Origin of the sequence: Pseudomonas paraglycinae (genome assembly GCF_021601625.1) — a bacterium.
GTDB lineage: Bacteria > Pseudomonadota > Gammaproteobacteria > Pseudomonadales > Pseudomonadaceae > Aquipseudomonas > Aquipseudomonas paraglycinae.
In genome coordinates, this window is the sequence record NZ_BQHR01000019.1 from 60,906 (window position 1) to 76,312 (window position 15,407).

Below are 15,407 nucleotides of genomic sequence, written 5' to 3' on the forward strand. Positions count from 1 at the left end.
CTTGCAGATCAGTCGCCGTTCAGGCGCTCGGCGACACCGATGCAGATGGTCATGATCAGTTTGAGTTCTTTCTGCACCGTGCTGAGGGATACGCTCAGTTCTTCGGCGATTTCCTGATAGCTGTGCCCGTGCAGGCGGCTGAGGATGAAGATTTGCTGTTGGCGGGGGCTGAGTTCACCGAGGCTCACGTTCAGGCGCTCCAGCAATTGTTCGGCGTGGGCGGCGTCTTCGGCGCTGCTGGCGGGGGCGGCGACGCTGTGCACCACGTCCTGCGGCACGTCGTCGACCATGGTCCGCGAATGAATCTTGCGCGCACGCAAATGATCCAGTGCCAGGTTGCGCGCGGTCTGGAAGACAAAGGGTTCAAGGTGATCGATGGCCCGTTCGCTCAGCGCCCGGGTGACGCGCAGGTAAGTTTCCTGCAACAGGTCTTCGGCGGTGCTGTGGTTGTTGACCATCCGTTCCAGCGTCCGCAGCAGCGAGGTGCGCTGGGCGAGGAAGACGTGGTTGAAGTGTGATTGACTCACGGGAAGACCTGATCCATTTCGAGCGAATGATAATGCTTATCATCCGCCCGAGTGGTCAAGTGTTGATTTGTCAAAGGTTGGTAAAGCTTTTGCCCGCTCTCAAAACGGCGCCAGCGGTTTTATTCCGCGTTGCACAGGGCCAGGCAGTTATCGAGCATACGGTTGGAGAAGCCCCACTCGTTGTCGTACCAGGCCAGTACTTTCAGCAGTTTGCCGCTGGCTTTGGTGTGGTTGGCGTCGAAGATCGACGACAGCGGGTTGTGGTTGAAGTCGCTCGATACCAGCGGCAGGGTGTTGTAGCCGAGGATCTTCGAATGCTGGCTCGCCGCTTTCATCAGTGCATTGACCTCATCGGCCGAGGCTTCGCGCTTCAGCTGCACGGTCAGGTCCACCAGCGACACATTGATCACCGGCACACGCACGGCCATGCCGGTCAGCTTGCCCGCCAGTTCCGGCAGCACCAGGCCCACGGCTTCGGCAGCGCCGGTCTTGCTCGGGATCATGTTCTGGGTGGCGGAGCGGGCGCGGTACGGGTCGGTGTGGTAGACGTCGGTCAGGTTCTGGTCGTTGGTGTAGGCGTGAATCGTGGTCATCAGACCACTTTCGATGCCCAGTTCGCGGTGCAGCACCTGAGCCACGGGGGCCAGGCAGTTGGTGGTGCACGACGCGTTGGAAATGATCTGGTGCGACTGGCGCAGAATGTCGTGGTTCACACCGTAAACGACGGTGGCATCGGCGCCTTTGGCCGGGGCCGAGATAATCACTTTGCGTGCGCCGGCGGTAATATGCGCGGCGGCTTTGGCCCGGTCGGTGAACAGACCGGTGCATTCGAATACCACATCAATCTTTTCCGCGGCCCATGGCAGGTCGGCCGGGTTGCGGATGGCGCTGACCGAAATGCGGTCGCCGTTGACGGTCAGGCTCTCGTTGTCATGAGCCACTTCGGCGTCGAATGTGCCATGAACGGTGTCGTACTTGAGCAGATGCGCATTGATCGCGCTGTCGCCCAGATCGTTGATGGCGACGATCTGCAAATCCTGACGATAGCCTTGGGTATAGAGTGCGCGCAGGACATTACGGCCGATGCGGCCAAAACCATTGATTGCGATTCGAAGAGTCATTGAACAGCGCCGCCGTCGTTTTGTTGTTGGAATTACAAGATTATTCGCATAAAAATAGAAAACAAGCCTTTTTAGTGGCAATATTTTGTTTTATCTACAACGAGTGACCTGAATCAACTGGTCCGAATGATCAAGAAAACCGTTCGTCATCCCACGCGAACGGGCTTCTGATCAGCATAGACAATCAGGTCGCCACATCCGTTAGCCTGGAGTTCTACACATGCATCCCCGCGTTCTTGAGGTCACCGAACGGCTTATCGCCCGCAGCCGCGCCACGCGTCAGGCTTACCTTGCGCTGATTCGCGGCGCTGCAACTGACGGGCCGATGCGCGGCAAACTGCAATGCGCCAACTTCGCCCATGGCGTGGCCGGGTGTGGCAGCGAAGACAAGCACAGCCTGCGGATGATGAACTCGGCGAACATCGCAATTGTTTCGTCATATAACGACATGCTCTCGGCGCACCAGCCGTACGAAGTCTTCCCGGAACAAATCAAGAACGCCCTGCGCGAAATCGGCTCGGTCGGCCAGTTCGCCGGCGGCACGCCTGCCATGTGCGACGGCGTGACCCAGGGCGAGCCGGGCATGGAGCTGAGCCTGCCGAGCCGCGAAGTGATCGCGATGTCGACGGCGGTGGCGCTGTCCCACAACATGTTCGACGGCGCGCTGATGCTCGGCATCTGCGACAAGATCGTGCCGGGCCTGATGATGGGCTCGCTGCGTTTTGGTCACCTGCCGACGATCTTCGTACCGGGCGGGCCGATGGTCTCGGGGATTTCCAACAAGGAAAAAGCCGACGTGCGGCAGAAGTACGCCGAAGGCAAGGCGACCCGCGAAGAGCTGCTGGAATCGGAAATGAAGTCCTACCACAGCCCGGGCACCTGCACGTTCTACGGCACTGCCAACACCAACCAGTTGCTGATGGAAGTCATGGGTCTGCACCTGCCGGGCGCGTCGTTCGTCAACCCGAACACGCCGCTGCGTGACGCCCTGACCCGCGAAGCCGCGCATCAGGTCACCCGCCTGACCAAACAGAACGGCAACTTCATGCCGATCGGCGAAATCGTCGACGAGAAGGCGCTGGTCAACTCGATCGTCGCGCTGCACGCCACCGGCGGTTCGACCAACCACACCCTGCACATGCCGGCCATCGCCATGGCGGCGGGCATTCAACTGACCTGGCAGGACATGGCCGACCTCTCCGAAGTCGTGCCGACCCTGAGCCACGTCTATCCGAACGGCAAGGCCGACATCAACCACTTCCAGGCCGCGGGCGGCATGTCGTTCCTGATCCGCGAACTGCTCGAAGCCGGCCTGCTGCACGAAGACGTCAACACGGTGCTCGGCCACGGCCTGAGCCAGTACACCAAGGAGCCGTTCCTCGATAACGGCAAGCTGGTGTGGCGCGAAGGCCCGACCGACAGCCTTGATGAAAACATTCTGCGTCCGGTGGCCCGAGCGTTTTCGGCAGAAGGCGGCTTGCGCGTGATGGAGGGCAACCTCGGTCGCGGCGTGATGAAGGTGTCCGCCGTGGCGCTGGAAAACCAGATCGTCGAAGCACCGGCCATGGTGTTCCAGGATCAGCAGGATCTGGCGGACGCTTTCAAGGCCGGTCTGCTGGAGAAGGATTTTGTCGCGGTGATGCGCTTCCAGGGTCCGCGTTCCAACGGCATGCCTGAGCTGCACAAGATGACGCCGTTCCTCGGCGTGCTGCAGGATCGCGGCTTCAAGGTTGCGCTGGTAACTGACGGACGTATGTCCGGCGCATCCGGGAAAATTCCGGCGGCCATTCATGTCAGCCCCGAAGCTTATGTCGGCGGCGCTTTGGCGCGGGTGCAAGAGGGCGATATCATCCGCGTCGATGGCGTCAAAGGCACTTTGGAACTCAAGGTGGACGCCGCCGAATTCGCAGCGCGCGAACCCGCCAAAGGCCTGTTGGGCAACAACATCGGCAGCGGTCGCGAACTGTTTGGCTTCATGCGTTTGGCCTTCAGCTCGGCGGAGCAGGGCGCCAGCGCCTTCACTTCTGCCCTGGAGACGCTTAATTGAAACTGGCTTTGGTCGGTGACATCGGAGGCACCAACGCGCGGTTCGCGTTGTGGAAAGATCAGCAGCTCGAATCGGTTCAGGTGCTGGCCACGGCCGACCATGCCAGCCCGGAAGAGGCGATCAGCCTCTACCTCAGCGGGCTCGGTCTGGCGCCGGGCGCTATCGGCTCGGTGTGCCTGTCGGTGGCGGGGCCGGTGAGCGGCGATGAGTTCAAGTTCACCAACAACCACTGGCGCCTGAGTCGCAAGGCGTTCTGCCAGACCTTGCAGGTCGATCAGTTGTTGCTGATCAACGATTTCTCGGCGATGGCGCTGGGCATGACCCGTTTGCAGCCCGGCGAATTCCGCGTGGTTTGCGAAGGCACGCCGGAGCCGTTGCGTCCGGCAGTGGTGATCGGTCCGGGCACTGGCCTGGGCGTCGGCACGTTGCTCGATCTCGGTGAAGGTCGATTTGCCGCGTTGCCGGGAGAGGGCGGTCACGTCGATCTGCCGCTGAGCAGTCTGCGTGAAACCCAGCTCTGGCAGCACATCCACAACGAAATCGGCCACGTCAGCGCGGAAACCGCGTTGAGCGGCGGCGGCTTGCCTCGGGTGTACCGGGCGATCTGCGCGGTGGATGGTCATGAACCGAAACTCGATACGCCGGAGGCCATCACTGCGGCGGGACTTGCAGGCGACCCGATTGCCCTGGAAGTACTGGAGCAATTCTGCTGCTGGCTCGGTCGCGTGGCCGGCAATAACGTGCTGACCACCGGCGGCCGTGGTGGGGTGTACATCGTGGGTGGCGTGATTCCGCGCTTTGCCGACTTCTTCCTCGAAAGCGGTTTCGCCCGCAGCTTCGCCGACAAGGGCTGCATGAGCGATTACTTCAAGGGGATTCCGGTGTGGCTGGTGACGGCGCCGTATTCCGGGCTCGTCGGTGCAGGAGTGGCGCTCGAACAATCCGGTAAATGATCATTCCCACGCCGAGCGTGGGAACCCTCGACACATCAGGCATAATCCGCCCAATTCCAACAACAAGGATGCCTTCGAAGTGAGCTCAGTCAACAAGTCGATTTTGTTGGTCGATGACGACCAGGAGATACGCGAGTTGCTGGAAACCTACCTGACCCGCGCGGGTTTTCAGGTTCGGGCCACGGCGGATGGCGCCGGTTTTCGTCAGGCGTTGAACGAAGCGCCGAGCGATCTGGTGATCCTCGATGTGATGCTGCCCGATGAAGACGGCTTCAGCCTGTGCCGCTGGGTGCGCCAGCATCCGCGTCAGGCCCAGGTGCCGATCATCATGCTTACCGCCAGTTCCGACGAAGCCGATCGTGTCATCGGTCTGGAGCTAGGCGCCGACGACTACCTCGGCAAACCTTTCAGCCCCCGCGAACTGCAAGCCCGGATCAAGGCCCTGCTGCGTCGCGCCCAATTCGGTCAGGAACGCGGCGGCAGTGAAGTGCTGGCGTTCGATGAGTGGCGACTGGACATGGTCAGCCATCGGCTGTTCCACACCGACGGCGAGGAAGTGATTCTTTCCGGCGCCGACTTCGCCCTGCTGAAACTGTTCCTCGATCACCCTCAGCAAATCCTCGACCGCGACACCATCGGCAACGCCACCCGTGGCCGCGACCTGATGCCCCTCGATCGCATCGTCGACATGGCCGTCAGCCGTTTGCGCCAGCGTCTGCGCGACACCGAAAAACCGCCACGGCTGATCCGCACCGTGCGTGGCAGCGGCTACCAGCTGGCAGCCAATGTGGTTGCCGGCAATGGTCACTGAGTTCCTGCGCACCACCGCGCGCAAAGTGCCGATGCCGCGTTCGTTGCTCGGCCGGATGTTGCTGCTGACGTTGCTCGCGGTGTTGTTCGCCCAGACCCTGTCCAGCGTGATCTGGGTGTCCCAATTGCGCGCGACCCAGCTCGAAGGCCTGGTCACCAGCGCTCGCAGCCTCGCCCATTCGATGACCGCCAGTGTCAGTTACTTCCGCTCGTTGCCGGTGGCCTATCGGCCGCTGGTGCTCGATCAGTTGCGCAGTATGGGCGGCACGCGTTTTGTGGTGACGCTGAACGACAAGCCGCTGGGCATGGAAGTACTGCCGGTGACACCGCGCAAGGCAGCGGTGTTGAAAGCGGTGGATGAAGTGCTGCGTCAGTCGCTGGGCCAGGACACCGACATTCTGGTGACCTTCGTCAGCCCTGATGACCTGCGGATCTTCAACGCCGGGTTGAAACTCGATGAGTTGCCACGTTCGTGGGCGCATTACGCGTTGACGCTGGAACCGGTGAATCCGCCGGTGCTGGTGACCCAGATTCAGTTGGCGCCGGGTGAATGGCTGTACATCGCCTCACTGCTGCCCGAACCCTACACCAGTCTTGAAGAACAGGGCCTGCCGACTCAGCAGGTGTGGTTCATCGTCTTCACCAGCGGTTTCCTGTTGTTGTTCATCGGCCTGCTGGTGCACTGGCAGAGTCGGCCGCTCAAGCGTCTTGCGCGGGCCGCGCGGGATTTGTCGCTGGGCGCCGACGTCGAGCCGGTGGCCGAGGGCGGCGGCAGCGAAGTGGTCGAAGTGGGCCGCGCCTTCAACACCATGCGCGAGCGGATCAGCCGTTACCTCACCGAGCGCAGTCAGCTGTTCAGCGCGATTTCCCATGACCTGCGTACACCGATCACCCGCCTGCGGCTGCGGGTCGAACTGCTGGAAGACGAAACACTGCAAACCAAGTTCGGCCGCGATCTGGATGAGCTGGAGCTGCTGGTCAAAGGCGCGCTGCAATGCGTGAAGGACACCGACATCCACGAAAACATCGAGCCGGTGGACCTGAACCATGTGCTCGACTGTCTGGTGGAGCCGTATCTGGCACCCAACGGCAACGGTCGCGTGACCCAGCAGGGACGGGCGTTGGCGGCTTATCCGGGCAAGCCATTGGCGCTCAAGCGCTGCATCGGCAACCTGATCGACAACGCGTTGAAGTACGGCCAGAACGCGCACTTGCACATCGATGACGACGAAAGCGCATTCGTGCTGCATGTCGATGATGAAGGTCCGGGGGTGCCGGAACAGCGGTTGGAGCAGGTGTTCGAGCCGCACTTCCGGTTGGCGGGGCAGCAGCAGGGTTACGGTCTCGGTTTGGGGATCGCCCGCAACATTGCCCATAGCCATGGCGGTGAGGTGACGTTGCAGAATCTGCGTGAGGGTGGATTGCGCGTGACCCTGCAATTGCCGCGTTCGGCGGATTAAGTCAAAAGCTTGCCCTCACCCTAGCCCTCTCCCGGAGGGAGAGGGGACCGACCGAGGTGTCTGGCGTCATACATCGACCTGAAAGGCCTTATCGATTATGGATTCAAAGCGAATCGTTCAGGTCGGCGTACCTCTGCAATATCCCTCGGTCGGCCCCCTCTCCCTCCGGGAGAGGGCTGGGGTGAGGGCTGGCTCTTTGTCACGACTCGGTGACAAAACCCGCCCCCTTCGTTACAAGCCCCTCCCGGCCCGTTGTTTAGACTGCCCGCAGTCATAACAACAAAAAAGGCCACCCATGGATCACTTCAATCCGGGCTTCAGCAGTTGGCTGAACGCCCCTGCCCACCAGCAATGGCTCGCCGATGAAGGCCTGCGCCTGCTGGCATTTGCCAAGGCTTCACGGTTGCCCGAAGGCTTCGGCAATCTCGATGAGCGCGGCCAGCTTCAGGCCGGCGCGCAAGCCGAAACCATGAATACCGCGCGCATGACCCACAGCTTCGCCATGGCCCACATTCAGGGCCTGCCGGGATTCGCCGAGCTGATCGATCACGGCATCGCGGCCCTGCGCGGCCCGTTGCGTGATGCGCTGCACGGCGGTTGGTTCGCTGTCGCCGAGCACCGTGACGGCAACACCGGCAAGAACGCTTATCTGCATGCTTTCGTCGCGCTGGCGGCCAGTTCCGCGGTGGTCGCGCAACGCCCCGGTGCGCAGGCATTGCTGGATGACGCCGTCGACATCATCGACACCTATTTCTGGAGCGAAGAAGAGGGCGCCATGCGCGAATTCTTCAATCGCGACTGGCGCGAAGAAGAAGCCTACCGCGGTGCCAACAGCAACATGCACGCCACCGAAGCCTTCCTTGCGCTGGCCGATGTCACCGAAGACCCGCGCTGGCTGGTGCGTGCGCAACGCATCGTCGAGCGGGTGATTCACGGTCACGCTGCCGCCAACGATTACCTGGTGATCGAGCATTTCGACCGCGACTGGCAGCCGCTGCGTGAATACAACCATGACAATCCCGCCGACGGTTTCCGTCCCTACGGCACCACGCCGGGCCACGGTTTCGAGTGGGCGCGGCTGTTGCTGCACCTCGAAGCCGCGCGGGTTCAGGCCGGCATGCTCACGCCCGGCTGGCTGGCCACTGACGCGCAAAAGCTGTTCGAGAACAACTGCCGTCATGGCTGGGACGTCGATGGCGCGCCAGGCATCGTCTACACCCTCGACTGGAACAACAAAGCGGTGGTGCGTCATCGCCTGCACTGGACTCACGCCGAAGCCAGCGCTGCCGCCAGTGCCTTGCTCAAACGCACCGGCGATGCGCAGTACGAAACCTGGTATCGCCTGTTCTGGGAATTTTGCGAAACGTATTTCATCGACCGCTGCGACGGCAGCTGGCACCACGAACTCGATCCGCAGAACCGCCCAAGTGCCGATATCTGGGCGGGCAAACCGGATCTGTACCACGCCTGGCAGGCCGTGCTGATTCCGCGTCTGCCGCTGGCGCCGAGCATGGCCAGTGCTCTGGCACAGCTTTCCCGAAGCGTTCCTGTGTAACCATGTGGTGACATTCGCGCGTCCCTTCGTTACCTGCGAGGGGAAACGCTCTGTTTAAACTCGTGTGCAGCGCAAGCACCAGACTTGCATGCATAACAACAAGAAAGGTACATCTCAGATGAATGCGATTTCTCGCCTCGCTACTGTCATTTCTGTCGCCTCCCTGTTCCCGCTCGCTGTGCTGCCCCTGAGTGTTTCCGCTGCCGAATCCAAAGGTTCGGTGGAAGTCGTGCATTGGTGGACGTCCGGTGGCGAAAAAGCTGCCGTCGATGTGCTCAAGGCACAAGTCGAGAAAGACGGTTTCACCTGGAAAGACGGCGCTGTCGCCGGTGGTGGCGGTGCGACTGCCATGACCGTGCTGAAAAGCCGCGCGGTAGCCGGCAACCCGCCAGGCGTTGCCCAGATCAAAGGCCCGGACATCCAGGAATGGGCGTCGACCGGTCTGCTTGACACTGACGTCCTGAAGGACGTTTCCAAGTCCGAGAAGTGGGACAGCCTGCTCGACAAGAAAGTCTCCGACACCGTGAAGTTCGAAGGTGATTACGTGGCCGTACCGGTGAACATTCACCGCGTGAACTGGCTGTGGATCAACCCGGAAGTCTTCAAGAAAGCCGGTATCGAAAAAGCCCCGACCACCCTCGAAGAATTCTACGCCGCCGGCGACAAGCTGAAAGCGGCGGGCTTCATCCCGCTGGCCCATGGCGGTCAGCCTTGGCAGGACAGCACCGTGTTCGAAGCGGTCGTGCTGTCGGTGATGGGCGTTGATGGTTACAAGAAAGCCCTGGTCGACCTGGACAACGCTGCCCTGACCGGCCCGGAAATGGTCAAGGCCCTGACCGAGCTGAAGAAAGTCGCGACCTACATGGACCAGGACGGCAAAGGCCAGGACTGGAACCTGGAAGCGGCCAAGGTCATCAACGGCAAGGCCGGCATGCAGATCATGGGTGACTGGGCCAAGTCCGAATGGACCGCCGCCAAGAAAGTCGCCGGCAAGGACTACGAGTGCGTAGCCTTCCCGGGCACCGACAAGGCGTTCACCTACAACATCGACTCGCTGGCCGTGTTCAAGCAGAAGGACGCGGGCACCGCGGCCGGTCAGCAGGACATCGCCAAAGTCGTGCTGGGTGAAAACTTCCAGAAAGTCTTCAGCATCAACAAGGGCTCGATCCCGGTGCGTAACGACATGCTCGCCGACATGGGCAAGTACGGTTTCGACTCCTGCGCCCAGACCGCTGCCAAGGACTTCCTGGCAGACGCCAAGAACGGCGGCCTGCAACCGAGCATGGCGCACAACATGGCGACCACGCTGGCCGTGCAGGGTGCGTTCTTTGATGTCGTGACCAACTACATCAACGACCCGAAAGCCGACCCGGCCGACGCTGCCAAAAAACTCGGCACTGCCATCAAGGCTGCCAAGTAAGCGGTAGCGACGAGCTGCGAGCTACAAGCTGCGAGACAAGAGCGCTGCTCTGCTGGTCTTGCAGCTCTCAACTCGTAGCTGCTCTTCTCTTTTTTTATTGGATCTTCCCATGAGTTCTGTTGCTGTGTTCAGCAAGGCCTCGCCGTTCGACGCATTGCAGCGCTGGCTACCGAAACTGGTGCTGGCGCCGAGCATGTTCATCGTTCTGGTGGGCTTCTATGGCTATATCCTCTGGACGTTTGTCCTGTCGTTCACCACGTCGACGTTCCTGCCGAACTACAAGTGGGCAGGCCTGGCGCAATACGAGCGTCTGTTCGACAACGACCGCTGGTGGGTGGCGAGCAAGAACCTGGCCGTGTTCGGCGGCATGTTCATCGGCATCACCCTCGTAATCGGCGTGACACTGGCGATTTTCCTCGACCAGAAAATCCGTCGTGAAGGCTTTATCCGCACCATTTACCTGTACCCGATGGCGCTCTCGATGATCGTGACCGGTACTGCGTGGAAATGGCTGCTCAACCCGGGCATGGGCCTGGACAAATTGCTGCGGGACTGGGGCTGGGAAGGCTTCCGTCTCGACTGGCTGATCGACCCGGATCGCGTGGTGTATTGCCTGGTGATCGCGGCGGTCTGGCAAGCCTCGGGCTTCATCATGGCGATGTTCCTCGCCGGTCTGCGTGGCGTCGATCAATCGATCATCCGTGCCGCCCAGATCGACGGCGCGAGCATGCCGCGCATCTACTGGAAAGTGGTGCTGCCAAGCCTGCGTCCGGTGTTCTTCAGTGCGGTGATGATCCTGGCGCACATCGCGATCAAGAGCTTCGACCTGGTGGCGGCCATGACGGCCGGCGGCCCGGGTTATTCCTCCGATTTGCCGGCGATGTTCATGTACTCGTTCACCTTCAGCCGTGGACAAATGGGCATGGGCTCGGCCAGTGCAATCCTGATGCTCGGTGCGATCCTCGCGATCATCGTGCCTTACCTGTACTCCGAGCTGAGGACCAAGCGTCATGACTAGTCTCGCCTCCAAACCGGCCATCAGCCTGAGTCGCATCGCGATCTACGCGGTGCTGATCCTTGCGGTCCTGCTGTATCTGGTACCGCTGGTGGTCATGCTGCTGACCAGCTTCAAGACCCCGGAAGACATCTCCACCGGCAACCTGCTGAGCTGGCCGACCGTGGTCAGCGGCATCGGCTGGGTGAAAGCCTGGGCCACCGTTGACGGCTACTTCTGGAACTCGATCAAGATCACCGTTCCGGCCGTGATCATCTCCACCGCCATCGGTGCGTTGAACGGTTATGTGCTGTCGTTCTGGCGCTTCCGCGGTTCGCAGCTGTTCTTCGGTCTGCTGTTGTTCGGCTGCTTCCTGCCGTTCCAGACCGTGCTGCTGCCGGCGTCGTTCACCCTCGGCAAGATGGGCCTGGCGAGCACCACCACGGGCCTTGTGTTCATCCATGTGGTCTACGGTCTGGCGTTCACCACGCTGTTCTTCCGTAACTACTACGTGAGCATTCCGGATGCGCTGATCAAGGCCGCGCGTCTCGATGGCGCGGGGTTCTTCACGATCTTCCGCCAGATCATCCTGCCGATGTCCACTCCGATCATCATGGTCTGCCTGATCTGGCAGTTCACCCAGATCTGGAACGACTTCCTGTTCGGCGTGGTGTTCTCCAGCGGTGATTCGCAACCGATCACGGTGGCGCTGAACAACCTGGTCAACACCAGCACCGGGGCCAAGGAATACAACGTGGATATGGCGGCGGCGATGATCGCCGGGCTGCCGACCCTGCTGGTCTATGTGGTCGCAGGCAAGTATTTCGTGCGCGGGCTGACGGCCGGCGCAGTCAAGGGGTAATCATGGCTACGCTCGAACTTCGCAATGTAAACAAGACCTACGGTACCGGCCTGCCGGACATCCTGAAGAACATCGAACTGTCGATCAAGGACGGTGAGTTCCTGATCCTCGTCGGGCCCTCGGGCTGCGGCAAGTCGACCCTGATGAACTGCATCGCCGGCCTGGAAACCATCACCGGCGGCGCGATCATGATCGGTGACCAGGACGTCAGCGGCATGAGCCCGAAAGATCGTGACATCGCCATGGTGTTCCAGTCCTACGCGCTGTACCCGACCATGAGCGTGCGCGAGAACATCGAGTTCGGTCTGAAGATCCGAAAGATGAGCCAGTCGGCGATCGACGAAGAAGTCGCCCGCGTGGCCAAGCTGCTGCAGATCGAGCACCTGCTCAATCGCAAGCCGGGTCAGCTCTCTGGCGGCCAGCAACAGCGCGTGGCGATGGGCCGTGCCCTGGCGCGTCGGCCGAAGATCTATCTGTTCGACGAACCGCTGTCCAACCTCGACGCCAAGCTGCGTGTCGAGATGCGCACCGAAATGAAACTGATGCACCAGCGCCTGAAAACCACCACGGTCTACGTGACCCACGACCAGATCGAAGCGATGACCCTGGGCGACAAAGTGGCGGTGATGAAGGACGGGATCATCCAGCAGTTCGGTACGCCGAAAGAGATCTACAACGACCCGGCCAACCTGTTCGTCGCGAGCTTCATCGGTTCGCCGCCGATGAACTTCATCCCGCTGCGTCTGCAACGCAAGGACGGCCGTCTGGTGGCGCTGCTCGACAGCGGCCAGGCCCGTTGCGAATTGCCGATGGCAATGCAGGACGCCGGTCTTGAAGACCGTGAAGTGATCCTCGGCCTGCGCCCGGAGCAGATTGCTCTGGCCTACGGCGAGGGCAATGGCCTGCCGAGCATCAAGGCTGAAGTGCAGGTCACCGAGCCGACCGGTCCGGACACCCTGGTGTTCGTCAACCTCAACGACACCAAGGTCTGCTGCCGTCTGGCGCCGGACGTGGCGCCGCAGGTGGGCGAAACCCTGACCCTGCAATTCGATCCGTCGAAAGTGCTGCTGTTCGACGCCAAATCCGGTGAGCGCCTTGGGGGTGCAGGCCTGCCGAAAACCGAATCGCACAGCGCCAACGTGGCCCAGTTCAAGGGTCGCTGATCAACCAATGCGGGAGCGGGTTCGCCCGTTCCTGCAGGGAGCACGCGGTGCGTGGCCTGTCGCGCGCCGCATCAGATGTAAACCGCGTTAAATAAGAAGAACAGTTAATAACAATAAAACGAGGATGTAGGGATGAAGAAGAACAACAACGCTCAGCGAATCGGCCAGTTGTCAGCAGTTGCGGCAATGATGCTGGCCGGTAGCGTCCACGCGGCTGACGCGTTCAGCTCCGATTCGGAGTGGATGACCGGGGACTGGGGTGGCGAACGTACCAAGCTGATCGAGCAGGGTATCGACATCAAGATGGACTACGTCGGTGAAGTGGGCGGCAACCTTCACGGCGGTTTCAACGACGACAAGACAGCGCGTTACGCCGACCAGTTCGGTCTGGGCGTGGCGCTGGATCTGCAAAAACTGTGGGGCTGGGACAACACCCAGGCCAAGATCCAGTTCACCAACCGTAACGGCTACAACATTTCCAACGATCGCGTTGGCGATCCGCGTGCCGGCACCCTGAGCTCCTCGCAGGAAGTCTACGGTCGTGGCCACATGGTGCGTCTGACCCAGTTGTGGATCAAACATCAGTTCTTCGACAACAAACTCGACATCAAGGCCGGTTACTTCGGCGAAGGCGAAGACTTCAACACCTTCCCGTGCGAGTTCCAGAACCTGGCGTTCTGCGGTTCGCAAGTGGGTAACTGGGCGACCAACATCTGGTACAACTGGCCGGTCAGCCAGGCGGCCATTCGCGTCAAATACAACATCAACGACGAGCTCTACGCGCAGATTGGTGCGTACAACCAGAACCCGTCGCAACTGGAACACGGCAACGGCTTCAAGTTGAGCGGCAGCGGCACCAAAGGCACCGTGTTGCCTGTGGAACTGGTCTGGTTGCCTAACCCGAACGGCCTGCCGGGCGAATACCGTGTCGGTTACTACAAGAGCACGGCCGATGCCGACGACGTTCGCGAAGACGTCAACGGTTTCGACGCGGCAACCACCGGTGACGCCTACCGCACCCACAGCAGCAAGCACGGTTACTGGTTCGTTGCACAGCAACAACTCACCAGCCACAACGGTGACAAGAGCCGTGGTCTGAACATCGCTGCCAACGCCACGTTCCATGACAAGGACACCAACTTCATCGACAACTACCAGTCCTTGATGTTTGTGTACAAAGGCCCGTTCGACGCACGTCCGAAAGATGACGTCGGTATCGGTGCGGCACGTATTCACGTGAACAATGACGTGAAGAAAAACGCCGAGCTGCTCAACGTCGCCAACGGTGTTTCGGACTACGACAATCCGGTGTTCTCGCCGATTCGTGAAACCGAATACAACTACGAGATCAACTACGGCTTCCACGTGACCAACTGGCTGACCGTACGCCCGAACCTGCAATACATCACTCATCCGGGCGGTGTGGATGAAGTGGATAACGCTTTGGTCGCTGGCCTGAAAATTCAGTCTACGTTCTGACGCGTCTGCGATAAGCTCCTCTCTATGTGCGCATATTTGCGGACAGCCAAGGCTGTCCGCTTTTTTTTGGACAGGGGTGTCGCAGCCCATGAAAGTTGAATCTGGAACCGTGGCCCATGCATGAGCATCCGCTGCAACGCTTCTTCAAATCCTTGCGCGAACGTCCGGTGTTCGCCTGGGAGCGCTATCAGATGCGCGATGTGCTGGTGATCGATCATCCGCTGTGTCAGGCGGTGTTCAGTCGTCAGGGTGCGCAGTTGCTGCACTTTCAGCCGCGCGGGCAGAAACCGTGGCTGTGGTGCGCGGCGAAATGGCCGCATGTCGGCGCGATTCGCGGCGGCGTGCCGGTATGCTGGCCGTGGTATGGCCGCCACCCGAGCGAAAACGCGTGGCCGTCCCATGGCTGGGCGCGACTGCTGGACTGGAAACTGCTCGACAGCAGCACCGGCGAGGACGGCGTGCGCCTGCATTGGCAATTGCAGTTGTGCGACTGGCAGGTGGACCTGCACGCGCACCTGGGCGAACGCATGGAATTGCGCCTGAGCACCGAGCATCAGGACGACATGCCGTGCCAGTTGAGCCAGGCTTTGCACGCTTACTGGCGTATTGGCGACGTGAGTGAGATAGCGCTGTCTGGGCTCGAAGGGGCGCAGGGTTATGACCAGTTGAACCGTGAAGTTTGCCAGCAGGAAGGCGAATTGCGGGTTGATGGCGGCTGTCAGCGAGTGTTTCAGCACGACGGCGAATTGCAGCTCAAGGATCACGCCTGGCAGCGCGAATTGTGCATCGATACCGGTGACAGCGCGGACACGGTGGTGTGGCATCCGGGTGCGCGGCCGTTGCTGGGCGTGAGCTGGGATGAGATCTCGGAATTTGTCTGTGTTGAAGCGGCGGCGGGCGGGACGGACAGCCTGCATCTGGCGCCGGGGGAGAAGGCGCATTTGAGTTTGCAGGCTTGGGCTGGGGCTTGAGTGTGTCAGTTCGACCGCTGCCCTCACCCTAACCCTCTCCCAGGG

Annotated in this window: 13 protein-coding genes; 11 read left to right on the top strand and 2 right to left on the bottom strand. The window is 60.9% G+C overall.

All coding sequences use genetic code 11. The features are described from left to right. Positions 1-8: 8 nt before the first annotated feature. Both L6D82_RS23955 and gap read right to left on the bottom strand, forming a co-directional pair. Entirely contained in the window at positions 9-527 is a 519-nt protein-coding gene (locus tag L6D82_RS23955; RefSeq protein WP_007951175.1) for an RNA polymerase sigma factor, read from the bottom strand. Between the two features lie 119 nt (positions 528-646). Continuing rightward, on the bottom strand, positions 647-1,648 hold the full coding sequence (gene gap, locus L6D82_RS23960) for a type I glyceraldehyde-3-phosphate dehydrogenase (protein ID WP_085689348.1): 1,002 nt from the start codon (positions 1,646-1,648) through the stop codon (positions 647-649). 220 nt (positions 1,649-1,868) lie between these two features. Here gap and edd point away from each other — a divergent pair, with 220 nt between their 5' ends. The 11 genes from edd (at position 1,869) to L6D82_RS24015 (ending at position 15,362) form a co-directional block, all read left to right on the top strand. Further along, positions 1,869-3,695: a phosphogluconate dehydratase gene (gene edd, locus L6D82_RS23965; protein ID WP_085606582.1), complete on the top strand. Its 1,827-nt coding sequence runs from the start codon at positions 1,869-1,871 to the stop codon at positions 3,693-3,695. Next, positions 3,692-4,648 carry a glucokinase gene (locus L6D82_RS23970; RefSeq protein ID WP_085745186.1) on the top strand — a complete coding sequence of 319 codons (957 nt, stop codon included), beginning with the start codon at positions 3,692-3,694 and terminating at the stop codon, positions 4,646-4,648. The genes edd and L6D82_RS23970 overlap by 4 nt, the downstream gene beginning before the upstream one ends. Before the next feature lie 79 nt (positions 4,649-4,727). Beyond that, the gene (locus L6D82_RS23975; RefSeq protein ID WP_007951171.1) at positions 4,728-5,459 is read left to right on the top strand and encodes a response regulator; all 732 of its coding nucleotides are present in this window, start codon (positions 4,728-4,730) and stop codon (positions 5,457-5,459) included. A 31-nt stretch (positions 5,460-5,490) separates the two neighbouring features. Continuing rightward, positions 5,491-6,918 carry an ATP-binding protein gene (locus L6D82_RS23980; RefSeq protein WP_162803872.1) on the top strand — a complete coding sequence of 476 codons (1,428 nt, stop codon included), beginning with the start codon at positions 5,491-5,493 and terminating at the stop codon, positions 6,916-6,918. A gap of 295 nt (positions 6,919-7,213) precedes the next feature. Further along, positions 7,214-8,473: a D-mannose isomerase gene (locus L6D82_RS23985; protein ID WP_236191802.1), complete on the top strand. Its 1,260-nt coding sequence runs from the start codon at positions 7,214-7,216 to the stop codon at positions 8,471-8,473. 118 nt (positions 8,474-8,591) lie between these two features. After that, positions 8,592-9,893: an ABC transporter substrate-binding protein gene (locus L6D82_RS23990; RefSeq protein ID WP_007951167.1), complete on the top strand. Its 1,302-nt coding sequence runs from the start codon at positions 8,592-8,594 to the stop codon at positions 9,891-9,893. 109 nt (positions 9,894-10,002) lie between these two features. Beyond that, a complete protein-coding gene (locus tag L6D82_RS23995) occupies positions 10,003-10,911 on the top strand; it encodes a carbohydrate ABC transporter permease (RefSeq protein WP_007951166.1) in 909 nt (302 codons plus the stop codon). Next, positions 10,904-11,749, top strand: a complete 846-nt coding sequence (locus L6D82_RS24000) for a carbohydrate ABC transporter permease (protein WP_007951164.1) — start codon at positions 10,904-10,906, stop codon at positions 11,747-11,749. Before L6D82_RS23995 ends, L6D82_RS24000 begins: the two co-directional genes overlap by 8 nt. Before the next feature lie 2 nt (positions 11,750-11,751). Continuing rightward, entirely contained in the window at positions 11,752-12,912 is a 1,161-nt protein-coding gene (locus L6D82_RS24005; RefSeq protein WP_236191803.1) for an ABC transporter ATP-binding protein, read from the top strand. 132 nt (positions 12,913-13,044) lie between these two features. Further along, on the top strand, positions 13,045-14,391 hold the full coding sequence (locus tag L6D82_RS24010; RefSeq protein ID WP_085745182.1) for a carbohydrate porin: 1,347 nt from the start codon (positions 13,045-13,047) through the stop codon (positions 14,389-14,391). A 116-nt stretch (positions 14,392-14,507) separates the two neighbouring features. Then, positions 14,508-15,362 carry a D-hexose-6-phosphate mutarotase gene (locus tag L6D82_RS24015; protein ID WP_236191804.1) on the top strand — a complete coding sequence of 285 codons (855 nt, stop codon included), beginning with the start codon at positions 14,508-14,510 and terminating at the stop codon, positions 15,360-15,362. Positions 15,363-15,407 lie beyond the last annotated feature (45 nt).